This window comes from Streptomyces anulatus, from assembly GCF_000721175.1.
Lineage (GTDB): Bacteria > Actinomycetota > Actinomycetes > Streptomycetales > Streptomycetaceae > Streptomyces > Streptomyces anulatus_C.
Map to the genome: position 1 here is coordinate 389949 of NZ_JOEZ01000003.1, position 21737 is coordinate 411685.

At 70.4% G+C, this 21737-nt stretch carries 24 protein-coding genes and 2 pseudogenes; 1 reads left to right on the forward strand and 25 read right to left on the reverse strand.

The window, feature by feature from the left end:
• Positions 1–200 precede the first annotated feature (200 nt).
• From IG90_RS0104785 to IG90_RS43310, 3 genes are all read right to left on the reverse strand, one after another.
• A complete protein-coding gene (locus tag IG90_RS0104785) occupies positions 201–530 on the reverse strand; it encodes a hypothetical protein (RefSeq protein WP_030578014.1) in 330 nt (109 codons plus the stop codon).
• 89 nt (positions 531–619) lie between these two features.
• Positions 620–1105: a hypothetical protein gene (locus IG90_RS47025; RefSeq protein WP_411572609.1), complete on the reverse strand. Its 486-nt coding sequence runs from the start codon at positions 1103–1105 to the stop codon at positions 620–622.
• A gap of 33 nt (positions 1106–1138) precedes the next feature.
• Positions 1139–1486, reverse strand: coding sequence for an SPDY domain-containing protein (locus IG90_RS43310; protein ID WP_030578019.1), 348 nt, complete (start codon positions 1484–1486; stop codon positions 1139–1141).
• Between the two features lie 214 nt (positions 1487–1700).
• Here IG90_RS43310 and IG90_RS39120 point away from each other — a divergent pair, with 214 nt between their 5' ends.
• Positions 1701–1928 carry a hypothetical protein gene (locus IG90_RS39120; RefSeq protein WP_033893660.1) on the forward strand — a complete coding sequence of 76 codons (228 nt, stop codon included), beginning with the start codon at positions 1701–1703 and terminating at the stop codon, positions 1926–1928.
• A gap of 4 nt (positions 1929–1932) precedes the next feature.
• Here the strand turns inward: IG90_RS39120 and IG90_RS0104810 are convergent, their stop codons facing one another.
• The 22 genes and pseudogenes from IG90_RS0104810 to IG90_RS0104920 all read right to left on the reverse strand — a co-directional run bounded on the left by IG90_RS0104810 (position 1933) and on the right by IG90_RS0104920 (position 21702).
• On the reverse strand, positions 1933–2424 hold the full coding sequence (locus IG90_RS0104810; protein WP_030578022.1) for a hypothetical protein: 492 nt from the start codon (positions 2422–2424) through the stop codon (positions 1933–1935).
• Positions 2425–2462: 38 nt separating this feature from the next.
• Entirely contained in the window at positions 2463–3407 is a 945-nt protein-coding gene (locus tag IG90_RS0104815; protein ID WP_030578276.1) for an SPDY domain-containing protein, read from the reverse strand.
• Positions 3408–3531: 124 nt separating this feature from the next.
• Positions 3532–4386, reverse strand: a complete 855-nt coding sequence (locus tag IG90_RS39125; protein WP_063739470.1) for a winged helix-turn-helix transcriptional regulator — start codon at positions 4384–4386, stop codon at positions 3532–3534.
• Positions 4383–5051 carry a hypothetical protein gene (locus IG90_RS0104825; RefSeq protein ID WP_030578025.1) on the reverse strand — a complete coding sequence of 223 codons (669 nt, stop codon included), beginning with the start codon at positions 5049–5051 and terminating at the stop codon, positions 4383–4385. Before IG90_RS0104825 ends, IG90_RS39125 begins: the two co-directional genes overlap by 4 nt.
• Positions 5048–5518: a hypothetical protein gene (locus IG90_RS0104830; RefSeq protein WP_030578027.1), complete on the reverse strand. Its 471-nt coding sequence runs from the start codon at positions 5516–5518 to the stop codon at positions 5048–5050. Before IG90_RS0104830 ends, IG90_RS0104825 begins: the two co-directional genes overlap by 4 nt.
• A complete protein-coding gene (locus IG90_RS0104835; protein WP_030578030.1) occupies positions 5515–6282 on the reverse strand; it encodes a glycosyl hydrolase in 768 nt (255 codons plus the stop codon). The genes IG90_RS0104830 and IG90_RS0104835 overlap by 4 nt, the downstream gene beginning before the upstream one ends.
• On the reverse strand, positions 6279–6878 hold the full coding sequence (locus tag IG90_RS0104840; protein WP_030578032.1) for a DUF4913 domain-containing protein: 600 nt from the start codon (positions 6876–6878) through the stop codon (positions 6279–6281). Before IG90_RS0104840 ends, IG90_RS0104835 begins: the two co-directional genes overlap by 4 nt.
• A 93-nt stretch (positions 6879–6971) precedes the next feature.
• Positions 6972–7868, reverse strand: a complete 897-nt coding sequence (locus IG90_RS41475; protein ID WP_411572612.1) for a DNA cytosine methyltransferase — start codon at positions 7866–7868, stop codon at positions 6972–6974.
• A 121-nt stretch (positions 7869–7989) separates the two neighbouring features.
• Positions 7990–8172 (reverse strand): annotated as a pseudogene (locus IG90_RS45545) (DNA cytosine methyltransferase); the annotation flags it as partial.
• A 1-nt stretch (position 8173) separates the two neighbouring features.
• Positions 8174–8755 (reverse strand): hypothetical protein, encoded by a 582-nt coding sequence (locus IG90_RS0104850; protein WP_030578034.1) that lies wholly within the window; start codon positions 8753–8755, stop codon positions 8174–8176.
• A gap of 40 nt (positions 8756–8795) precedes the next feature.
• Positions 8796–9965 (reverse strand): DnaB-like helicase N-terminal domain-containing protein, encoded by a 1170-nt coding sequence (locus tag IG90_RS0104855; RefSeq protein ID WP_030578035.1) that lies wholly within the window; start codon positions 9963–9965, stop codon positions 8796–8798.
• Entirely contained in the window at positions 9962–10219 is a 258-nt protein-coding gene (locus tag IG90_RS41480) for a hypothetical protein (RefSeq protein ID WP_233435898.1), read from the reverse strand. The genes IG90_RS0104855 and IG90_RS41480 overlap by 4 nt, the downstream gene beginning before the upstream one ends.
• 214 nt (positions 10220–10433) lie before the next feature.
• Positions 10434–12219, reverse strand: a pseudogene (locus IG90_RS0104865) (type IV secretory system conjugative DNA transfer family protein).
• Between the two features lie 95 nt (positions 12220–12314).
• Positions 12315–13031 (reverse strand): hypothetical protein, encoded by a 717-nt coding sequence (locus IG90_RS0104875; RefSeq protein WP_233435899.1) that lies wholly within the window; start codon positions 13029–13031, stop codon positions 12315–12317.
• Between the two features lie 65 nt (positions 13032–13096).
• Positions 13097–14374: a hypothetical protein gene (locus tag IG90_RS45550; RefSeq protein ID WP_233435900.1), complete on the reverse strand. Its 1278-nt coding sequence runs from the start codon at positions 14372–14374 to the stop codon at positions 13097–13099.
• Positions 14375–14577: 203 nt separating this feature from the next.
• Positions 14578–15075, reverse strand: coding sequence for a hypothetical protein (locus tag IG90_RS0104885; RefSeq protein ID WP_030578046.1), 498 nt, complete (start codon positions 15073–15075; stop codon positions 14578–14580).
• 26 nt (positions 15076–15101) lie between these two features.
• The gene (locus tag IG90_RS0104890) at positions 15102–15869 is read right to left on the reverse strand and encodes a hypothetical protein (RefSeq protein WP_030578048.1); all 768 of its coding nucleotides are present in this window, start codon (positions 15867–15869) and stop codon (positions 15102–15104) included.
• A gap of 93 nt (positions 15870–15962) precedes the next feature.
• Complete coding sequence (locus IG90_RS45555) at positions 15963–17111, reverse strand: hypothetical protein (RefSeq protein ID WP_051859983.1); 1149 nt, start codon at positions 17109–17111, stop codon at positions 15963–15965.
• 133 nt (positions 17112–17244) lie between these two features.
• Entirely contained in the window at positions 17245–17877 is a 633-nt protein-coding gene (locus IG90_RS0104905) for a hypothetical protein (RefSeq protein WP_033893704.1), read from the reverse strand.
• A gap of 332 nt (positions 17878–18209) precedes the next feature.
• A complete protein-coding gene (locus IG90_RS0104910) occupies positions 18210–19715 on the reverse strand; it encodes an ATP-binding protein (RefSeq protein WP_030578057.1) in 1506 nt (501 codons plus the stop codon).
• A gap of 25 nt (positions 19716–19740) precedes the next feature.
• On the reverse strand, positions 19741–20193 hold the full coding sequence (locus IG90_RS0104915) for a DUF6238 family protein (protein ID WP_030578059.1): 453 nt from the start codon (positions 20191–20193) through the stop codon (positions 19741–19743).
• A 36-nt stretch (positions 20194–20229) separates the two neighbouring features.
• Complete coding sequence (locus tag IG90_RS0104920; protein WP_030578061.1) at positions 20230–21702, reverse strand: SCO6880 family protein; 1473 nt, start codon at positions 21700–21702, stop codon at positions 20230–20232.
• Positions 21703–21737 lie beyond the last annotated feature (35 nt).

The window sequence follows — 21737 nt, forward strand, 5'->3', positions numbered from 1 at the left end:
CGCGCAGCTGGGCGACATCCGCGAGGCAGCCCTTACCTATCAGCCGAGTCAGCAACCCGGCAGGTCAATACATTTAGAGCCGCTGTTCGTCAGGCATCTTGTCCTACTTGCTCGTCGCGATGAGGGTACGCACCAGGTGGCTGGGCGTACGGCAAGGCCGCCCCTGCCTGATCGGCGTGGGGCGGCCTTCTGCGGTTCGGTCAGACGTGGGTGAGGCGATTCGAGAGGTCGAGGGCGGCGGTCGCGACCGCGAGGGCGGTGCAGAGGCCGAGCACCTCGTGGAGGGTGGGGCGGACCAGGTGCGGCCAGTCGTCCGGGGCGGCGGGCCAGGAGGCGAGGTGCACCTCGGTGGTGGCCAGGCCCAGGTGGGCGGTGACGTCCCAGCCTGTGTGGGAGGCGGGCTCCCAGTGCAGGCGCATGCGGCCCTGGGGGAGTCTCGGGGTATCGGCGGCGAGCCAGGTGATGTCGAGCGGCCCGTCGGGCAGGGCGGAGACGCGTTGGACGAGCGCACCGCGCACGTCGTCCGGCATCGGGCGTACGGCAAGGCGGTGCAGCGGAAGGGTCTGCGGTGAGCGGGATCGCGACGGGATATGAGCCTCCGAAGTGGTTCGTGTGACGGTCAGGCCCAGTCCAGGGCATTGCTGACCGAGGGTGGGAGGTAGTCCTCCTGGCCGTCGTCGGCGATGAACGCTGTGCCGTCCCGGACGACGATCTCGGCTCCCAGGTAGTGCGTGAAGGGAAAGTCGGGGTTGATGGCGAGGCGCATCGGCAGGCTGGGGTCCAGGTCTTGGAGCTGGCGGAGCAGGTGTCCGACGGTCAGGTAGTGGGGCAAGAGGACCTCCGAGAGCGGTACGGGATGAGGGGGCAGACTGCCGAGGGGGCGTTCTACCCCTCGGCGTGGCTGGCGAGGTGCCGCTTGCGGCACTCGTTGACGTAGCCCTTGCCGGACTCCTCCTTCTTCCAGCCGCAGGAGCAGACGGCGCGGGGTGTACGCGCGGCCGGGGCAGTCGGTGTGGAGCGGCTTGCCGGAGCTGGTGTGCTTGTGGTCCGCCGAGCAGAGAGTGCCGTCGGCGTGGTGGTTGGTGAGAGGGGCGCGGTATGCCATGTGGGCCTTTCCGAGGGTGGGTTGGCGGCGGTATCAGCGGCCGGGGGAAGCGATGAGCGCGGCGAGGAACCCGGCAACAGCCTCGGAGGGGGTGTAGGGGCCGAACTCCTGGACCCACGGAGCCCCGTCGGCGGGCTGGACCCGGACATGCCAGACGATGTCGCGCTTCCAGGCGGCGGGGTCTTCGGGGAGCCAGCCGACATAGACGCGACTATCCGGGCTGGTTGCGTGGATGTTGGCCTCCGGGGTGTCGACGACGGCCCAGCCAAGACCATTGAGGAGGTCGAGAACAGGACCGGCGCAGTGGTCGGACGAGAGCCAGCAGCGGTCTTCCGGGGCCGGGCGGACGACGGCGGGCAAGAGGGCGGCGGAGGTGGTCACGGTTGAACGATCCCTTCGTTGACCTGCGGTTTTCTTAACACCCGTACGTTGACATGCGATGTGGTGGAGTACGTAGTCGATTCCCAGGAAGCGGCGTCTGCCGTGGGCGAACTGGCCGACGCCATCAGGGCCGTCCGCCGGGAATGGAACGGCGGACGGAGTTGTCGTACTGAGGTTGCGGCAAGGGCCGCACGGGAGCGAAGGGGGAGCAGGGATGGCGAAGCCGAGCAGACACGAGGTCGGGACCGGACTGGAGCACAAGGTCCGCGCAGCTGGCCGGCCGTGGACGGTGGGCGACATCGCGATGGTCATGGACCTCAGCGCTGATGGGCGTCGCGTCGAGTTGACGGTGGAGGAGCTGGCCCGCGCGGTGGGCTCCCGCATCTGGATGCGAGCGGTGGGAGAGAACGCCCCCGCCGACCGCGACGAGGGCCTCGCCTGATCGATCAGCGACGTGGCCCCGGGCCAAGTGCCGGCGGCCCGACGACAGCCGAAGGAGCGGCCTGGTCCGGCACCTGGCCACGGACGTGTTGATCACGCCCGGAGCGAGCAACGGCGGCCTGGGCCAGCCGAACTGCTGGGGCCCGGTCCGCGGTCGCGGCGGCTTCACGCGCTTCGATCACGTGCCTGATCGCCTGAAGGGCCGTACGGCTCTCGGCCAGGGCGACGCGAAGGTCCGCTGCGGAGCTGGTGATGCGTTGCAGGTCGTAGAAGGCCGGTGCGTGGCCGGGGCGCGTGAGGGCGTGCAGGCGCTCCTGGTGCACGGCCACGGCGCTGTCGGCGGTGATGACCAGGGCCGAGCGGATGTGCATGGCCGAGCGCAGGAGAGGGTCGTCGGTCGGGCGGCGGACCGCGAGCGATTCCAGAGCTTCGATAGGACGGCCCCAGGCTTTCTCGATCATGGTTGTGGCCTGGTCGAGTGGGGTGGCGTCGGGCATGGCGGAACTCCCGGTATTCGAAGAGGGCGGAGGCGGCGTCAGCGGCTGCGACGTGGGGTCGACGCGCTGGCCGACGGCCTGGTCGCGAGGGCGGGCGCGGGACTGCCCGACCGGTTCTGTGCCGAAGTCGACGTGCGGCTTCGTGCGGCCATGACCCGGAGGTCGGCGGCTGTCCGGGGGAAGCGTGCGGCGCGTTGGACGGCCTGCGTGACAGCAGTACGGCGTACGTCGAGGGGAGTGGGAGCCCGGGGAGCCTGGGGTGCGGTCGGAGCGACGGGGGTGAGCGAGACCAGATGTGCCACCTCACGGTGGATCTGGTGGCGCTCGCGTACCACCGGGGCTGGATCGGCCATGGTGGCTGCCGCCGCGGCAATCAGGTGGGAGGGCGTATGGGCCGAGAAGGTCGCCTCCGCTCGGGTGCCCCAACCGGGTGGACCCGCCCAGAGGGTGACGGCTTCGTCATCATGGCGGGAGAGACGGTTGTCGATGAGGACGCCTGCTTGTCCGTCCGGGGCGATGATCTCGACCGTGCCGAGTTCGGCTCCGCCGTCGCGGGTCCAGCCGGCATCGGTCAGAGGCTGGACGGCGTCGGCCCGGCGGTACGACGGGCTCGCCAGGAAGCGTTCGTAGCCGTCGTAGGCATCGGCTTCGGCGTAGTCGTGAGCGAGAGCGGTGGTCAGCCCGGCGACGATCTCGGCCGGGGTGACATGGTTGAAGGTCGCCGTCCAGCGGGGTGAGGAGACGGCTTCCTCGGATGCGGCGATCTTCCACAGCTCGAAGTCGTCGCCGAACCAGCCGATACGGATCCTCTGGTCGGGCGACGTGACGAGGAGCTGGCAGGGACCGTCATCGAGGTAGTGGTGCGGCCAGTGAGCGACAGGGGCGAAGCCGGCGTCTCCGGCCCCGTTGGAACCGGCCAGGTACATCGGGCTGACCAGTACCTCCTGGTACAGATAGTTGTCGTTAGGTTGCTGGACGCTCATGGTCGAGACTCCGGGCACGCAGAAGGGGAACGCGCCCGCGTGTGCGGCAGAGTGAAGGGCTGGGGCGCACGCAGACGCGGAGGCAGCGGCGAGACGGCACTGGCTCTCAGCACCACCACTCGGATCACCCCCCCGGCCCGGGGCCAACCGGGCGGTGACAGCCGCCGACACCCGCGGTTGCGGCTGCGGCACGTGGCTGAACAGGTCGTTGGGCACGGCGGCGCTCCGGCGCAGGGCCGCTGCGGTCCGGGCACCGTCCCCCGTCAGCGGGACGTTCGTGGGTCCGTGTGGCCGCCGCGACGCGGGCGGGGCTCGGCGAGGTATTGAACGTGGTGACGGGTTCGCTCCAGTGCTCGACGGTCGCGTAGACGGCCCCCAGCGCCTGGCCGGCATCGGTCAGGACGTAGGGGGCGCCGTGGTGCGAGCCGGTGCGTCCGACCAGGCCGTCGGCCTGCATCCGCAGAAGCCGGTGCCGGGCGGAGGGGCGGTCCACGCCGATCTCCTCGGCGATGTGACTGAACCGGAGAGGGCCGTTGGTCCCGAGGGCCTGGATAACGGCGGTCGTGTGCCGAAGGTTCAGACGGCCCAGGGCGTCCTCGACGCGTTCGGCTTCGGCGATCGTCTGGTGCGGAAGGTGGGCCCGGGACCAGTCCGACAAGGTGCGGTGCACGGGGGCGAGCGACTCGCCGAGCGCGCTGAGCTGGTAGGTGCCCCTACGGCGGACATCGGCACGGGTGATCAATCCGTCGGCGTGCATGTACATCAGCCGCTGACTTACTGACTGCTCGCCGACGAAGGGGAGTTGGGCGGCGATCTCGCGCACCCGCATGGGGCGGCTTTCCTGGGCGAGGATCATTGTCGACCAGGTGGTCCACTTCGGCCCGATCCGGGCAATCGCGTGGTCGATGCGCTGAGCGTCGACCGAGTCGAAGGAGAAGGCGGGGGGCTGCGGCTCGGTGTTCGGTTCGTAGGGGTTCACTTGGCCGTCTCCATCCGGGCGAGCAGGGAGCGGACCAGCGTGGGCAGGCTGTCGGGACCGTCGCCGAGCCGGACGTGGTCGGTCACCTCGTCGAGGACGTACGTAGCGTCTTCGAGAAGGCCGCCGGAGATTTCCATGCAGGCGTCGGTGATCCGGGAGGCTGCGAGCAAGGACTCGGAGAGCACCTCGACGTAGTCGTCCGGCGCGAGACCGGCGGCGTCGGCCGCAGTACGGATCGCCTCCAACTCCAGCGCACTGAAACTGAAGTCGAAGTCATGGCCCTGCTCCACGCGGGCTGGGGCGGAGAAGGCGCAGTCCGGTGGTTCCGTGGGGATGCCGACACGTGTGCAGATCCGGTCGACCGAAGCGGTCAGCTCGGCCAGGGACTCGGTGAGCCATCCCAGCGCGGAGGCGTAGGAGGCCAGGGTGAAGAGACCTGCTGGCGTCGTGGGAAGCGGATTGTCGGCCACGAACCCTTCGAGCCGGTCGTTCAGCGCGCAGACCACCCCAGGCCCGGCGGACAGAGCACCGAGCACGGGATGAAGGTAGGAGCGGCTGGCGGCCGTCGGATAATCGGCGGTGAGGATCCCGGAGACGCGATGCGCTGCATCGGTGAGCAGGCTCGCCAGTTCGGCACGCGTGAGCGGGGAAGGATCGGCGGTCATCGCTGGGGAGCCTTTCGAGAGGCAGCGGCCGGAGACTGGGCGGCTGCTGGAGAGGTCGACGGAGCAGCCGTCGATTGGTTCGCAAGGGGCGAGCGGGCGCGGGCGGCCTGCACCCGGGCCGCTGTACGGGAGTCCGCCTCGGTACCTCGCTCAGGGCCGGTACGGAGGTGAGCGGAGCGGTAGACCGCGTAGTCCTTCCGGCTTCCGGCGGCAACGAGGTAGACCTCGCGCTTGTGGTTCGAGCTGGGCGGGGCCGGGCGGAACTGGATGACCATCCGGTAGGAGACGGACGGATCCACGTACACCTTGTGGTATCCGGCGAGACGCCCTTTCAGCGGGAGGCAGTCGTCGCTTCCGTGGACCAGGTTCTGCAGCTCCAGCAGCGCCAGATCACGGATGCGATCGGGAAGGTTCCGCAGGTCCTCGATGGCGTCGGGATGCGCCGCGAAGGCGAAGCGGGCGCTCACAGCAGCCTCCCCTGTACCGAACGCTGTACCGGTACGGCTGCCGCCGGCTGGTGGGTACCAGAGGCGGTCCTCGGTATCTCGGAGCTGCCGGCCGAGCGGGCGAGGGCGGCACGGGTCCGGAGGGCGGCAGCTTCACCGATGTGTCCGGGTGGCTGCGGCAGCGGGGTGCTGCGGTCGTCCAGCCAGCGGAGAGCGGTCTCCTCATCGGCGAAGGCGCCCTCGCGCAGCGTGTACGTGTGGGCGTTGATGTCCCACTCTTGGAGGAAGAGGCGAATCGGTTCCTGGACGGTGTCGGAGTCGCGGGTCAACGTCCATGCCTCGCACGGGTCGTAGTCCGAGGTGTCGGTCTCGATGACCTCGTACCGCGTGCCTGATTCCCGGATCTCAGCCTCGATACGAACGGTGAGATCGTCGGCGGGAGTAGCGCCTTCGGCGCCTACCTCGGCCATCTGCTCAGGTGGGCAGCCTTGTTCGATCAACCAGTTCTGGGCGAAGGGGACCGTGGCGTGATAGGTCGTCTCCATGGTGAACGTGTTCAGGCTGAGATTCCGCGCCACCTTGATCGCGGCTACCTGCGGTTCGCCGGGGACGCCCCACGTGACCGACCCGTCGTGAGCGACGACGTAGCTGTGTGAGCCGTGGGGGGCGGTGTGGTGCTCGGTCAGGACCGTCAGGTCACCGGACCAGAACTGCTGCTCTGCGTACTCGGAGTCAGCGTCGGCGGGTACAAGGTCGTCGAGGCGGAAGTCGAGTTCGGTGTTCATGCTGCCGCCTCCGACTGTTCGGGCGCCGGGGCGACCAGCACCCGGTGGTTCGGCCGGGTCGGGCTCGTCGTACACGCGGCGAAGGGGCCGTCGGGGGCCCGGAGGTGGACCAGCGCCTGGTCCAGGTGGTCGCGGTGCCAGGTTGAAGGACCCGACAGGCCGGCCTCTGCATCGGTGAGCTGCTGCCACGCGAGCCAGAGCGCGTGCAGCCGGGCGACAGCCTCTGGGTGTTCGTCCCACTGCGCGCACCACGGCCGGGAGGAGCTGATTTCTCGTCCGTAGACGGGGAGGAAGAGGTAGTTCACCCAGTCGCTGAGCGCGGTGAGTTCGGCGGCGTACGCTTCCCCGCCCAGGGCGAGGATGAACACCGAGGCGGGGCCTTCCGCCTGCGCGGCGTCGGCCGCCTCGGCTGCCGGCCCGTCGTCCGTCTGCTGGTTGGCAACGGGTACGGGATCGGAGCCGAGGCGGTCGAGGAGGGCGCCGTGCTGCCTGACCTCGGCCATGGTCTTGGCGAGGGTGCTGGCGAGGTCGTCGAGATCCCCGTCGGGGATGCGGAACGGCTCGGGGCCGGGGGCGGTCGGGCTGGTGTCGGACATCGGGGCGGGCTCCATCTGTGAGACGGCGACATGCCCGAGAGGATCCGGAGAATCCTCGGTTTGGCGCGGCCGGAAAAGTCCGGTAGTGGGGCGCTACACCCCCGCGCAGCGAGGACAGCGCGAAAAAGGCGGTGCCAGCAACTGCAGTGCGCGGGCAGCTTGTTGAGGGACGACGCCGTTGCCGAGCGCGGTGAGCTGCGCCGGGCGTCCGAGTCCCGGTGTGGCGGTGACCCAGCCGTCGTCGAGGCCCTGCATCCACTCCACGAAGTCGGCACGGAGCCGACCAGCCCCATCGGTGGGCTCGGGGACGGGACGGGTGAGCATCTCCCATCGGGTGATCGCTGCTGCGTACGGCCCCCATCGCCGGTCCGCTCCCCGGACGCCGTCGGCTCCTCCGTCCAGAGCGGCAGGACGACCGCCGACAGGGGAGGCCGCCACCCCTTCCCCGGGCGTCGGCCCGGAGTTCCCGTGTCGCTGGCCCTCGGCGTGGGCAGCAGCGACGCTGCCGCACTGGGCAGGGTCATGTCCCCGTTGCCGTGCCGCTGGTTCGGCGAGCCCTTGATCCCGTCCGACGCCTTCGGGGTTGGTAGCAGGAGCCACTCGACCTCGTCGGCCAGGTTCGGACCGTGGCCGCCACTCTTCCTCTTCGAAGGGTGCTGGGAGCCGCCGTTCTTGCCGATGTTGCTCGTCGGCGTCTTCAACAGGGTTTCCGGTGGGCCAGGCGGTGAGGAAGGTCCGCTCGCGGCGGTGCGGGGCACCGACGTCGGAGGCACGAAGCACGAGCCACTTCGCGTCGTACCGGAGGTCGGCCAGGGATCCGAGTACGGCACCGAGTGCCCGCAGAGGAGGCTGACCTGCGGTGTCTCCCAGACACCACTGGCAGAATTCCACGTCGCCAGGGGAACCGGCGGGAGAGGTGAGGAGGCCGCGCACATTCTCGATCACAACCAGGCAGGGTCGGAGGGCCTCGACCGCACGGGCGACGTGCAGCCAGAGCCCGGAGCGGGTCTGGGCGTTGAGTCCGGCCCGACGGCCGGCGACCGAGACATCTTTGACAGGGGAAGCCGGCCGTCAGGACACACACCCGGGGAACGAGGGACCAGTCGACGGCTGTGATGTCGCCCAGGTTCGGGACGCCGGGCCAGTGGCGGGCCAGGATGCGCGAGGCGTTCGGATCAACTTCGGAGTGCCATGCCAGCGTCCCGCCGAGGGCGGACTGCACGCCCAGGTCCAGCCCTCCGTACCCCGAGCAGAGCGACCCGATGAGCGGAGGGCGCACGATGGCGGTCCGCATGTCACCGCCCCCGTGCGGTCCGGCTCGAGGCAGCAGCCGCCGACGGAACGGTGGAGGGCGCTGCGGCGGGAAGCGGGGCCGCGGTCGTGGACCGGCTGAGAGCGGCTCGAAGCTGCCTGGGCGGAGGCGAAGCCGCTGCCGCCGCAGCGTAAAGGGAGTAGGAGGCGTCCCGGAGGGACGCGTCCGCCAGACCGAGCGCGTCACCTATCACCAGCGTGGCCGCTTCGCGCGCATCCATCGCGTCGGGCTGGTCGCGCATGTGCTCGGTTCGCTCCAGGAAGGAGAGCTGGTGCGCCACCGAGCCGAGCGCGGAGGCCACCTCGCCTGCGGGTTCTACAGCGGCGGCGAAGTCGCTGATGACCCTGGCCGTGTGGGCGTCCAGGTCCGGAGACGCGGTGCGGATGAGGACCTCGTTGCCCAGGGCGGTGATCCTCTTGCCGAGTTCCGAGATCTGCTTGGCGACCGTCACGCTGTCCGGTCCGCGGAGAGGATCTCCGGGGATCGGGAGCTTGCCGCGTAGAGCGTCGAAGTTCTCGGCTGCGGACCGCAAGGCTCGGGCGTCGGATATGGGGGTGGTGTTCACGGTGAGTTCCAGTGGAGAGGGAGTAACGTGGGGGGAGGCTTCAGCTGGGGCCGAGGGACCGTGGTCGTACGGCAGCTGACCCGGGCGCACCCCGGGATAGCGCCGATAGCGGCGAGGGAAGGCGTGGTGAACTGCGGGCGAGGGCGGCCTGAACCTGGGCGGGGCGAGGCGCGTCGTCCGGAGGAGCTGGGGCCTTCGGCGCCGGAGAGGGATCGCCGGTCGCCAACTGCCAGCGGGTGCGCACCTCGTCGAGCGGACCGAGTACATAGAGCGCGTGGTTGATCAGGGGCCCGGGGCCCAGGGCCTCGTCCTCGGCCAGGGTCCGGACGGCGCGGGCGGAAGCGGCTGCGGTGCGGATCACGGAGGACCGCATGACCCGTTCACCCAGCCATTCCGCGCTGCCGGGGCCCACGCCGTCGCAGATGGCGGTGAGCTGCTCGCCCGACAGCGTGCCGTCCGCCAGGAGGCCCCGTCGCTGGGCTTCCCAGAGCAGGGTGACCCGGTCGATGGGCTCGCCCCGGTGATGCAGGGCACCGAAGCACCGGTAGAGCTTCCCGTGGCCCGGGTCGGCGAAGTCCCCCGGCCGCAACCAGCCCACTACCTCCCCCATGCCCTTCGGCTGATCGGCGAGGACGGCGAGCAGGAAACGCTCGTCCTCGGCGACCTGGTCGGCCTGCGCCGTCGGCGTGGTCGGGACGGTGGCCGGCGGGGCGGGGGGCGCGACCGGACGCGGTTCGGTACCCCAGCGCCGCGCGAGATCGGTGAGCACCCCGGCCAGGACATCCGCCGACCGCAGCGCACCCTCGACCTCTCCCCGCAGGACGTCGGCCCGAGCCGCCTGGTGGAGACGGATCGCGTGCTCGGCAACGGTCCGGTGGATCGCCCCCTCCAGCACCATGCGGCCGTACACCGGAGCGTGCTCGGGACGCGGGCAGGCAGAGACCAGGGTGTGGGCGTACACCGCGGTGAGCCCCCGGACGTGACGGCCGGCCTCGACGACGGAGTCGGTCACCCACGACAGAGGCACCGGACCATCAGCCGCTGCCGCCGGGTGACCGTCGTTTCGGAGCTTCCGCAGCGCGGTGAACAGCGCCCGGTGAACCGGACGGTCGAAGTGATCGGGCGCGAGCCAGTTCAGGTGCGTGAGCTGGTTCGGGTCGAGCAGTACCGAGCCGAGGACTGCCTGCTCCGCCCGCAACAGCGGGTTCATCGTCGCCCTCGGCGACGAGAAGCCGGCGGACCGCCCTGCGCGGTGTGGAGAGCGGCGACCGACTGGTCGGCGGCGGCCATCAACGCGGCGAAGCGGTCCAGCTCGCCGGTGAAGGCCGGATCGGTAGGGATGACCGAACCCGAACCGACGACTAGGCACCACTTGCCGTCACGCCGTACGGCCGGCGACCCGGCGAGCCGACCGGAGCGAGGCACGGAGAAGGGCACGGAGGAGGAGTTGCTGCGCGGGGACACGATGGGACTCCTGAACACGGAGAGGTGGGGCGCAAGGCTGCCTGGACGAGGGCGCCGGATCGGCCGGGAACAGCGGTCCGGCTTGCTGTTCTCCAGGGTGGCGTCGAAGATGTCGACCGTCGCCCCGACCGTTCCTGGGCAGTGACCCGGTCGATCGGTGCCTGATCCAGAGGCCGCCGACTGCGGTGCAGAAGCGCCTCGGGTGCGGGGGCGATCATGCCGACAGCTCGAAGTCGTCGTGGCCGATGGTCTTGGCGAGGGCTCGCTCGGTGATCGCTTTCGTGGCACGTGCGGAGGCCGGCCCGACGACCTTGGCGGAGGGCTCCTTGTACCAGGGCTTGAGGTTGAGCATGGCGACCCGGATCCCGGTGGCCAGGAGCAACACCTTGCCCTTGGGGAGGGCGCGGATCGCGTCGGGCGGCAGAATCCGCTCGGTACGCATGCTCACCGAGGTGGACTTACCGCCCTCGCTCCTCGACACCGAGGTGGTCTGGACATCGTGGTCACCGACCTGCCTGCTGAGACGGTCGGCGAAGTCAGCGTCATCAATGCCCGAACCGATGATCTTGACGGTGGCGGCGGAGTACAGGGCGTCCATACCCGCCTCGCCCCAACACCGTTGGCCCTGCCGATAAGACTGCAAGATCGTCATCGGGATCACACCTCGGCTACCCAAGTGGCTGTACAGGTCCGGGAGATCGGAGATGCGGCAGACGTTCGCCGCTTCGTCGAGGACGCACAGGGCGGGCGGGTCGAGTCGTCCGCCGGAGCGTTCGGCGACGATCACGGCCGCGTGCATGACGGCGTCGGCCGCCGCCGCGATGATCGCGCTCGCGCTGCCGCCGCCGTCCTTGCTGAGGAGGTACAGCGTGTCGCGGGAGGTGGCGAAGGCGAAGGGCTTGAACTCGGGGAGGTCGTCGTTCGGCGTGACCCAGGCGGCGACGTCCGGGTCGAGCAGGCAGCTCGCGTACTGCCTCGCGGTCTCATAGATGCCGTCGCGGGTTTCGGTTGCGCCGGAGACGGTGCCCTGGAGCTGGGCGGCGACCGCGTCGTGGCCGGCGTCGGTGAGCAGGTCCACCGGGGTGCGGTCGGCCGGGGTGGCGAGCCAGGCCAGGACGTCGGTGATCGGACGCCGGTGGCTGGCGGCGGCCAGGAACAGCGCGCCGAGGGTGTTGCTCGCGGCGGTGGACCAGAAGTCGGAGCCGGATGACTCGTCCACGCTCGCGGAGACGAAGTGCCCGGCCAAGCGTTTCGCCCCGGCCAGGTCGCGGGCGTCGGCCAGGATGTCCCACCACATCTCGCGCGGGTGGTGCGCGATCTGCTGCGGGTCGAGGGTCCAGATCGTGCCGACCTCGGCGCGGGCGTCCACCGTCGCGGTGAAGGCGTCGTTCGCGGCCTTGTTACTGGTGAGCAGGACCGGGCCGGGAGCCGAGAGAATGGCGGGGATCGCAAGGCCGGACGTCTTCCCGCTTCGCGGGGCCATGATCGCGACGATCACGTCCTCCCAGGAAGCCCGGACCTCGGCACGACCGGGGTCGAGGGTGCCGAGCAGGATGCCGCGGTCGGCGGGCGCGACCTCTTTTACGCTCCCGGTCGCTGAGGGAGGGGCGGAGGCTCTTCGCCTTCGCGGTGCTCTCCTTGTCCAGCAGCGGTGCCAGCTCGCCCTTCCGGGCGAGGCCGGTCTTGGAGCCGGAGCGCCAGCGCATCCACAGCACGAGGCCGGTGGTGGCCAGGGCCAGAGTGATCAGGCCGGGGACGATGCGGGCGCCGACCAGCAGCGCTGTGGTGCTCAGGGTCGGCCACAGCATCTCGGGGTGCAGCAGGGCGTCCGTCGCGCGGAACGGGGTCCACGGTCCGCTACCGACAACGGAGTTCGTGACGTTGCCGGTCAGCCAGGCGAGGGAGCCGAAGGATATGGCGGCGCCGAGGACGCCGAAGAGGAGGTAGAGGAGCGCGTCCGACCCGGTGGTGGTCGAGGGTGCACTGGTACGTGGGGGCACGGTGGTTCCTTGGGTGTGCGAGCGGGCGATGGCGGGGCGCGCTCGGCTCTCGTGTCGTTCACGGGTCTGCTCCTTGACGGTCGGAAGGGAACGTTTCAGCGCTGGTGGCTGGCAGGCCGTGCCGTGGGCGGGGGCGGCGTGGCGGGCGCCGGGGCACTGGTCTCGACGCCGGCCTTGGCCGCGACGGGCGAGACCTGGAGAGCGACTGCCTGCCGCCGGACCTCGGGATCGAGATTCCCCTCGGTGGTGCGAGCGACCAGGTCCGGGGCGACCGAGCCGGCACCGAAGACGTCGTCGAACAGTTCCCGGCTCCGCAGGGTGCGGACCTTCTCGTGATGCCGGAGGTCTGCCCGCTGGGCCGAGCACGCGGCGACCCCGTCCGCAGCGACCGCCAACTCCTCGTGGACGTCATGGAGCATCTCGTGGGCGGCGGCCAGTGCCTTCCAGGTCTCCCAAGTGGGGTAATAGACCTCGGGGTCGGCGGGAAACTCCAGGCGACCACGGGTCCAGTCGGCGGCAGCGGCGACGAGTTCGGTCAGTTCGGGCGGAGCCCCGACCAGCGCGCCATTGACCTCCTCGATGATCCCGGCCACTTCATCGGGCGTGGCGTCCTCGTGGAGGCGACCGATCATTCCGCGGACGGAGTACGGGTCGGCGGAGGCGCTGGGCAGGTGCCGGGCCTGCAGTGGGCTGTCGGAGCCGAGTGCCTCGCTGCGCTGGGCGAGCCGGATGTTGTGCTGCATGGCAGCGCCGACGGCCTCGCCGATGCTGGAGTAGTGCTCGGGCATGTTGCCCTCCCGGGTAGTGGTCATGGACGGCCGATTCGACTGCGGGCGCGCGACGGGTCGACGGCTGGCGGCGGCCAGGACGACCTGAGTCACAGTCGGGGGCCTGGGGCGCGCGGCGGGAGGCCGGCCGCGCTGGGCTGCGTCGACCGAGAGTCGGGAGACGAGGAGACCTGAGCCTTGACCGCTGCAGGCGAAGCGGCGAGGGCGGCGCCTCGGAATTGGGGTAGCCATCGAGAGCGCGTCTGCGCCTGGTCCGAGGGCTGATGCGCACGGCCGACACCGAGCAACTCGTCTTCCGAATCAACGAGTTCCGACATAGCCGAGTGGACGAAGTCCTCGGCGAAGCCGAACCGGTCGGCGAGCTGGAACGCCTCATCGTCGAGATCGGTGATCTGCTCGCCTGCCGCCTCCAGCGCCTCCCGGATGCGCTCCAGCGCGCCGTGCTCGGGATCAAGGAGGTGGTCGAGAGCCTGCTTCAGGTCGGCGCCGGTCTCGGCAGACCTGATCTGTTCGGTGAGCCGGAGGAGTTCCGCTCCGGCGGCGTAGGGCCCGAGCGGATTCGCCGAGGTGAACGCCGTGGTGGTGGTGTCAAGGGTGGGGTCGAGGTTGACACCGTAGCGAGCGGCGCGGAGCATCTCGGCAGCGTGGGTGGCGATGGCCGCCCGGTCATCGGCCGGAGTGGTGGTGGGGAGGCGATGACGTCGGCCGTACCAGTCGTCGATCTGCTGGAAGCCGGCGTGCTTGAGGAGCGTGGCGGACAGGTCGTCGCTGGCCCCCTTGGCCGAGACGCTGCCGCTGGGCTCGGCGGTGATGGTGATGGAGGGAGAAGGCATGCGGGTCTCCTGGGTGCGGGGCGTCGATTGCGGAGCGATGGGCAGGTGGCCCAGCTCGGCGGCGAGAAGATGGCACTCGGATTGCAGGCGGAAGGCGACGCGATAGGCGTTGTAGAGGCTTCCGTCCTCGCGAGCGATGGTGGCCACGACGTGCACCTGCCGTGGCCGGTTACGTACGGCGATCCACCGGCAAGCGTCCGGATCACCTTCCGGGGCGATCCCGGTGGCGTCCACCAAGCGCCGGGCGACAGCGGCCCACTGCGAATCGGTGAGATCCGGCTGCCGAGGGTCGGAACGGACCGAGCAGACCCATGTCGGCTGCGCGGGTGCACGCGTACCGAGCCGTTCGACGGGTGCGTCGAGGGCGTGCGCCAAGTAGGGCAGCGAGTCGGGCTCGGCGAGTAGTTCGATCGGGGCTCCGTGACCTTCGCCCGCGATCAGTCGAGGGCTGACGTGGTCGCCACGTTCGCCGGGACCGTACAGGTACGAGAGCAGCCCCACGGTGTTACTGGCACGCTGCAGGTGAGCGATCACGGCGTCTACCTCGGAGGAGTAGTGGACACGAGCCGGACTTTCGGGCCGTCAAGCGAAGAGAATCCGCAGAATCCGCGATTTGGACCGGCCGGAGTTCGCTGGTAGATGCCACCGACCTTCCCGAGGCATCGAGGCCATGTGAGGCGACTCGTTCGGGTGTGCCCCGCTATCGCTGAGACGTGTCGAGGCGTGGTGTCGGACCGTCAGAAGTGAGGGTTCTCCGTCGGCCGGTCGGCCTCGGTGGCGGCCTGGAGCAGCTCGGCGAGGTCTCCGGGTCCGGAGGAGCGCTGGTCGATCCACCAACCGGCGCGAGTAACGAAGCGCGCGGCCTCCTCGATCGCCTCCCACTCCGTCTCATCGGTCTCCCCTTCGAGGACCAGGGCGGTATAGGCAGCGGCCAGGATCTGGTGACGACAGCGCATGCCCCAGGCGACGGCCCGGTCGGTGCCCTCCAGCGGAGGCATCCGGTACTGCTCCGACCAGGCTTCCGATTCGGCCTGCTCTTCCGCTCGCTTGGCTTCCAGCCAGGCCGCCTTGTCCTGCTCGTCCCCCTCCTTGGCGGCCCGCCAGCAGTCCGTGCACTCCTGCTTGGCGAGCCATTCGGCGAAGCCCGCGCGGCGATCGGCCGCCCGGCCGGACAGGTCGCGCTCGTCGTGGTGGCCGCACGAGTGCGTGATGGGCCAGATGGTCTTCACAGCCATGAGAACTGCTCCTTACAGAAGGTGTGTTATCGACTTCGGGAGAACGCGATGCGCGGGTCCACGGGTCGCCCCGAAGCCCCGGAGGCAGCGGCGGCAGGAGTCGGCGCCTTGTCCCGGAGGCCCGAGCGCGCTGGGCTCGCTGCGAGCGCGGCGGCGTTGCGAGAGTTGTTGGGGACGGCGTCCTGACCGGGGAGGAGACGCTCGGCGCTCGTGGGCGCGGGAGCGCGGCGCAGTGCCGCGTCGCGGGCGAGGCGGGGATGCACAGCGACCTGGAGACCGGACCGCTGCATCGCCACCGTGGCACTGGCGACCTTCTGCACGGACTCGGTGCGGTCGGCGGTGACGGGCAGCGTGTAGATGTCCAGATTCGGGTCCAGCCGCCAGCCGTTCTCCTCCAGGATGAGCTGACCGCCGAGCGCCGAGGAGTGGTCGCTGGTAGCCGCGACGATGCCGAGCTGCGGATGCTCGGCGAACGCCACCTCGGGATCTGCGCGCGGGGCCTGGTCACGGGTGGGATGCGCACGGGAGGCCAGCGAGGGGTCGTACGCGGCGTCCACGTCGACCTGGTAGCCGGCCTCGCGCAGTAGCGCGACTGCCCGGGAGGTACGGCCCGGTCCATCACGTTTCTGATCGGCCAGTGCGTACAGTGTCGGCTGGTCCGGTAGGGGGTGGAAGTCGAACCGCGCCAACATCCATGCGGTGGAGACGAGTTGCTTTGGGTTCGCGGCGACTATTCCGTGGTCAGGGTGGTGGCCGAAGGCGACATCGGGAAGTGATGGGTAATGGGTGGGCATGGCTGATCCATCCGGTGTGGGCGTGCAGGGCAGGGGCCAGGGCCGGGATGGTTCTGGTGGTACGAGGCACGGAGGACTCCGAGAGGAAAGTGGTCAGCGACCGGGGGCGGACGAGGGGCGGGCCGAAGGTGCGGGGCGGACGGCCGCCGTGGCAGGAAGCGCCGAGGCAGCGCGGCGCTGCGCAGCCGTCGGCGAGGGCGCGAGAGCAGCACGTACCCGTGGTGGCGCAGGCGTCGAAGCAGCGACCTGGTTCGTACGGCTCCGGGCCTTCCCGGGGTGCACGGCATGGCGGTCGGCCAGATCGCCGCGTATCGCGCGCAGCTCGATCGCGTAGGAGTCGAGGCTCTCAGCGATGGAACGCAGACGCTGCGCGTAGCGGTGATCGGCCGGTTCGCCGAACCCTTCCCACCACTCGGCCGTCGTGTCGAGGATCTCCACAACCTGGTGAAGAACGCCGTCGCCCGGGGCGGTCACTTCGCTCAGGTTGGCGACCATGTCGCGCGTATGCGTCGACGCCTTGATGTGTTTGGCCAGAAACCCGAGGCGGTCGCCGAGGCTCGTCTCCGGGATCAGGAAGGGAGGCGCGTCGTGTTCCAGCAGGTCAGGGTCGCACGAGACATCGAAGCCGTCGGCCCGCAGCATGTCGAAGGCCCGGGTCACCACCAGCCGCTGCTCATCCGGGTCGGTCATGGCCGAGGGCAGCCGGTGGTAGTGCCCACCGCCGAACTCGACGGCGGGGACGAAGCCCGCGCGGTGGAGTACCGCGTCGGTGGCGATGTCGTGAGCGAACCGTTTCGGCCCCGGTCGTGGAGGTACGCCGAGCTGATCCAGACGGCTGTCGACGGCAGCCATCAACCGTGTGACGTCGCCGCCGTGCCGGGCATGGGGGCCATCCGGCTCCGAGTCGTAGATCACTTCGTAGACCGCCGGCTCAGCGCTTCGGTGGCGGGTGACGAGCCAGCTCTCGGGGTACCCCGGTGGGTGCTCGCTGGACGGTTCCTGTGGCGGCGAGATGATCACATTGCTGCCGTCGGGAAGCGAGGCGTGGACGAAGTAGTCGCTGAGGCCGTACTCGACGGTGCAGACCAGGCCGCGTTGCCGAAGGGGGGAGGTGAGGTGCCCGTACCCGCGTTCGTGCTCCGGATCGCTGTCCGGCGCCCGTGAGGCAACGGGCCCGCTTGTACGCGCGGTGATACGCGCGCCCTCCCGTTGGAGGGTAACCAGGGGCTGGTCGGGGGGCATTGGTGGTCTCCGTGGCCGAGCGCCCCATGGTCGACGACACGGGTCAACGTGAGGGGCGCGTGTATGGGTACCGGTGTTATGAGGATCCGGAGATCGGCAGGTTTGGCTGAGCCGGAATGCGGTGGTAGTGGCGTCAGCGGGACCGATGGGGCGGCGTCGGCGACGCCGGAGGTACAGGGGGCGGGGTTGGTGGAGCTGTGCTGGTGCCGGAGGCGGATCGCTTGAGAGCCACTCGCGCCCGCTCGGTCTGCGAGGGCTGCTCGGGTTCCGGCCGAGCGGTCACGTATGCAGCGGCCCGTACCAGCGCCGGGCCGTGGAGCGACAGCTCGTGCGCGTCGTGCCAGCCCTCGGCGTTTCGGATCTCCTGGGCCCGGCCCTCGTAGAGCGCCCGGGTGCCGGGGAGGGAGCCGTCCATGATCGTTATGACGTCGTCCCACTCGCGCTGGATCTGTCCGGCTCGTTTCAGGGCGGCGTCGATGCTGCTCAGGCGACGGAGGTCCTCGCTGATTGGCCCCCCGAGGTAGTCGGCGCCGGTGGTGGCGGCGCGGACCCCGGCCAGTACCTCGGGACCGTGAGCGAGGAAGACCTCGACGTGTTTCCACGCTTGGGCGTCGCGTACGACCTTGCCGTCCGCGTAGCCCTTCTCGTCCACGGGCCAACCGTCGTGGTCGCAGAAGTAGTCCGAGACGGCGTCCCAGGCGTCTTCTGCCTGCTTGATGCCGGCGGAAGCGGAGGCCAGTGCTGGGACGTGTTGCCGCCACGCGATGTGGTCGTTGCCTGCCGGTGGCCGGTCTTCGTTGGGTGAGGGAGAGCTGGACGAAGTGGGCACGTTGAGTCCTTGTTCTTGGTTCCTGTGGCGGTGCTACCGCGAATACGGCGGCGAAGGGGGTTGGCGGTGGGTGCAGACGTGTTCCTCTGCGGGCCGGCGGAACCGCGTCTGAACGCGGGCGCCGGCGCGGCAGCTGGGTGGGGTGGGCCGGTCACTCCAGTCGACCGGCGGTTCGCCGCCCCTGAGGATCGCCGCTGGGGTGTAGCTCGCCTCGGGAGGCCGGCAACCCGCAGGGGCCGTCAACTCGGCTGCGCGCAGCGGCGGTTGAGCTAGCCCGACATGCGTGCGTCAGTGTCGAAGAGTTCGCGTTCGGAAGGGTGGAGGAGGTGTTGGGTGACGAAGCTCCGTCCGGCGACCTTCCACAGGCCCCTGCCCTTGGTGAGGGCGGAGACGGCCTGGGTTTCTACTCCGGTGAGTCCCAACAGGGCTGCTGCTGCGGCAAGTTGGTCGCTCTCCTGCCGGTAGATGATGCGTGTGCTGCAGTCGGCGAGGAGCCCCTCGGCCAGCACCCGGCCGCGCGATCCTGCGTCGCCCGCGCTGAGCAGGTCGGAAAGCCTGTGGATGACCAGCAGGTTCGCGATGCCGAGCCCTCGGCTGAGCTTCCACTGGCTCTGCATCCGTTCCAGCAGCGCGATGTGTTTCAGGACGCGCCATCCTTCGTCGTAGATCACCCAGCGTCGTCCGCCGTCGGGGTCTGCGAGAGCGGACTCCATCCAGGCGCTGGCGCAGGTCATCGCCAGAACCAGGCCGGTGTCGTCGCCTGAGTTACCGAGCCGGGAGAGGTCGATCGACAGCATCGGCGTCGTCGGGTCGAAGGCGACGGTCGAGGGGGCGTCGAACATCCCGCTGAGATCGCCGTGCACGAGCCGACGCAGGGCGTGGGCAAGGTCCTGAGCTGCGTGGCCCATTCCTCCGGCCGGGCGGCCGAAGCCGCGGTCGAGGCGGTCCGGCGAGCCCATGACATCGGCGATGTCGCCGAGGAGCGGCACCGTGCCGCGATTCGTGGCCTCGGCGACGACCAGGTCCAGGCCGAGGTCCAGGGCCGTGTGCTCCATCGGGAGCAGATCGCGGTTCAGCACGGTGCGGGCGAGACTGGCCAGCAGCGCGAGACGCCGTTTGCGTACTTCGGCGGACCAGTCCTCTTCGGTCACCGACGTGGGTCGCGCCGGGGCGTCCAGAGGGTTGAGACGCCCGGGGAGCCCCGGTCCCAGCGCGATGGTGTGGCCGCCGAGAGCCTGTGCCACGTTCGACCATTCACCCTTCGGGTCGCTGGGCACATAGATCTTGTACCCGTGGGCGATGGCCCGCGTCGCGATGGACTTCGCCAGCGCCGACTTCCCCATGCCGATGATTCCCGCGAGCACCGCGTTGGGGTTGGTGAAGCCCTCGATCCGCCCGCTGTTGTACAGAGCGAACGGGTCGTAGCAGAAGGCGGCCTCCGCGTGCACGTCCCTGCCGATGAAGATCCCGGACGAGCCGAGGCCGCCCTCGGCCAAGAACGGGTAAGCGCCGCTGACCGTGGCGGTCGTCATCCGGTGAGCGGGCAGCCGAAGCTTGCTGCCGCGCGCCGAGGCGGGGCCGGGTCGCCCCGACGCCGGGTAGACCGGTCGCAGCTCCGGGTCGAGGGCGGCCTCCTTGCGGTGCTTGGGTGGTGCCCCGGCCAGCTGTGCCTGGCGGCGGGCGGCGGCGAAACCGGCGCGGGCCGCGCGCTGTTGGGCGCGGGATGCCTTGCGGGGGACGAACAGGTGGGAGGCGCTGGCGCGGGTCCTGGGCATGAACGTTTCTCCGGGGGGTGAGTGGTCAGTGGTGGATCTGGCCGGTGAACGGCGCGCGCAGGTCGGCGGGGGTGGAGTGGCGCCGTACCAGGCGGGCGGTGCGCTGGTGGCGCTGGCAGATGGTGAGTTCCGGAGCGCCTTCGGGCAGTCCGGGGCGGCACGCTTCCCGGGCGGGAAGGTCGCCGGAGCCGGGCTGGGGTGAAGCGTGGTAGGCGCTGTGGATGTGGTCGGCGGCCTGCCAGATGCGGGTGCGCGCACCGTGGAGGTGATCGCCTGCGACCGGTACGAGGGGACCGGTGCGTGAGGTGTGCGCGTCGAGCAGCCCGTGCAGGGAGACGAGGTGGGCGTGCAGGGCGTCCAGCTCGTCCCGGGACGCGACGAGCGGGCCGGCGGGGAGGTTGAGCGCTCGGTGGAAGTCGAGCGCGGCGGTCGCGAAGGGTACGAAGTCCTGCGCAGGCGGGGCAGGGTTACGGGACATGAGGGTGCTCTTTCCGGACGCGGGGAGGCGCGGGCGTCAGGCCGCGAGCGCGAGCGGCATCGCAGCAGCGGTGAAGGCGCTGGCCTGCTGCCAGGTGAGCGGACGCAGGTCGAGTCCGGCGCCGACCGCCGCGGTCTCCACCACCGCGCAGTCGGTTCGCAGCTCCTCTTCGGAGTCGGCGGAGACGGTCAGCAGACCCGTCAGGGCCACATCCGCGTGACCAGCGATGAGCTGACGCTCACGCGCCTGGATGTCCTGGTACTCGATCGCGTCCGCCTCGGATTCCACCTGGCCACGCCGCGCGCGCTCGGCGGCGTCCGCGACCACGCTCGCCTTCTTTCGCTGGATATCGCGCAGGGCGGCGTCCACGCTCACCGGCTCGTAGGCGAGCGAGAGGGTGCGGCGCACGCCCGCCGTGAACAGGAGCTGGTGCAGGAATCCGGCGCCGACCGTGGTGCGAGGCCAGTTCTCCACCCAGTAGGTGGAGTGGAATGCGGAGTCGGAGACGATGTGGTCGCCCTTCTCCACGACCACGACGGGTCCGGCGGCGGCGGGCTCGGCCTCGGGCCGGCCGGAGGCGGACCAGCGGTCCAGCGCGGGCAGGGCCTTGGGGTCGTACGCCGTGCGCACGACAGCCGCTATCTCGCGGGCTGTGAGCCAGCCGGTGGGGTTGAGCCCGGCGGTCCGGGCGGCCTGTTCGAAGGTCGAGGTCAGCTGGGCCAGGACGCTGAAGCTGCCGGTGAGGCCGCCGCCTGCCCGGTTGATCAGCCGCTGGGCGGCCTTGGCGTCCAGGCTGATGGCGACGTACGCCTCGTGCGGCGCGGCGGCGGGGCCCGCGCTCTGGATCAGCTCGGTGTAGAGCGCGCCCGCGAGCGGAGTGTCGGGCCGGCCGTGTTCCTCCCAGTACCGGCGAAGGGCGTCGCCGCTGTCGGGGACCGTACGCTCGACGACCTGGATGCGGGCGACGTGGCCGGTACGGGCCAGCGCGGCGAGCGCCCGGCCCCACCCGGCGACGTTCGCGTTCTGCGTGCCCGGGTCCAGGAGCGCGTAGGCGCGGGAAGAGACCTTGACGACGGCGGTCAGCGAACCGGTGTGGGGGTCGTGCACGGCGCCGTACCGCCGGTCGGGCGCGGTGACGACACGCAGGCTGGCGGAGGTGCCCGGCAGATTGAGGTGCCCCTCGCGTACGGGACGTCGGGACGGGCGGGCGAGCCAGATCAACTGGCCCCGCATCCGGCGCAACGCGTACCGGAGGACGATCGGAGTCCAGTCGGCCAGGGACCGTCCGCGGTTGCGAACGAAGACGAGCAGGGCGATGGCGCTCCACAGCGGGATGAGTTGGAGCGCGCCGACGACGCCACGGGTCATGATCACGGCGAGCAGCAGCAGCCCGGTGAACCCGGCGACGATGAGCTGGGGGACGGTCAGGCCGAGCAGCACGCCTCGGCGACTGCGGTGCGGGAACTTGACGGTGGCCGTGGCGGATTCGGCCTGGGATCGGGCAGACATGGCGGGTCCAGACAGTGGGTGCGAGTGCGACAGGG

Coding starts and splice junctions, on each gene's coding strand:
- IG90_RS0104785 (WP_030578014.1), bottom strand. CDS start 530: ATGCCGGACGACGTGCGCGGTGCGCTCGTCCAACGCGTCTCCGCCCTG.
- IG90_RS47025 (WP_411572609.1), bottom strand. CDS start 1,105: ATGGCATACCGCGCCCCTCTCACCAACCACCACGCCGACGGCACTCTC.
- IG90_RS39120 (WP_033893660.1), top strand. CDS start 1,701: ATGGCGAAGCCGAGCAGACACGAGGTCGGGACCGGACTGGAGCACAAG.
- IG90_RS0104810 (WP_030578022.1), bottom strand. CDS start 2,424: ATGCCCGACGCCACCCCACTCGACCAGGCCACAACCATGATCGAGAAA.
- IG90_RS0104815 (WP_030578276.1), bottom strand. CDS start 3,407: ATGAGCGTCCAGCAACCTAACGACAACTATCTGTACCAGGAGGTACTG.
- IG90_RS0104825 (WP_030578025.1), bottom strand. CDS start 5,051: ATGACCGCCGATCCTTCCCCGCTCACGCGTGCCGAACTGGCGAGCCTG.
- IG90_RS0104835 (WP_030578030.1), bottom strand. CDS start 6,282: ATGAACACCGAACTCGACTTCCGCCTCGACGACCTTGTACCCGCCGAC.
- IG90_RS0104840 (WP_030578032.1), bottom strand. CDS start 6,878: ATGTCCGACACCAGCCCGACCGCCCCCGGCCCCGAGCCGTTCCGCATC.
- IG90_RS0104855 (WP_030578035.1), bottom strand. CDS start 9,965: ATGAACCCGCTGTTGCGGGCGGAGCAGGCAGTCCTCGGCTCGGTACTG.
- IG90_RS0104875 (WP_233435899.1), bottom strand. CDS start 13,031: ATGACCACTACCCGGGAGGGCAACATGCCCGAGCACTACTCCAGCATC.
- IG90_RS0104885 (WP_030578046.1), bottom strand. CDS start 15,075: ATGGCTGTGAAGACCATCTGGCCCATCACGCACTCGTGCGGCCACCAC.
- IG90_RS0104890 (WP_030578048.1), bottom strand. CDS start 15,869: ATGCCCACCCATTACCCATCACTTCCCGATGTCGCCTTCGGCCACCAC.
- IG90_RS45555 (WP_051859983.1), bottom strand. CDS start 17,111: ATGCCCCCCGACCAGCCCCTGGTTACCCTCCAACGGGAGGGCGCGCGT.
- IG90_RS0104910 (WP_030578057.1), bottom strand. CDS start 19,715: ATGCCCAGGACCCGCGCCAGCGCCTCCCACCTGTTCGTCCCCCGCAAG.
- IG90_RS0104915 (WP_030578059.1), bottom strand. CDS start 20,193: ATGTCCCGTAACCCTGCCCCGCCTGCGCAGGACTTCGTACCCTTCGCG.
- IG90_RS0104920 (WP_030578061.1), bottom strand. CDS start 21,702: ATGTCTGCCCGATCCCAGGCCGAATCCGCCACGGCCACCGTCAAGTTC.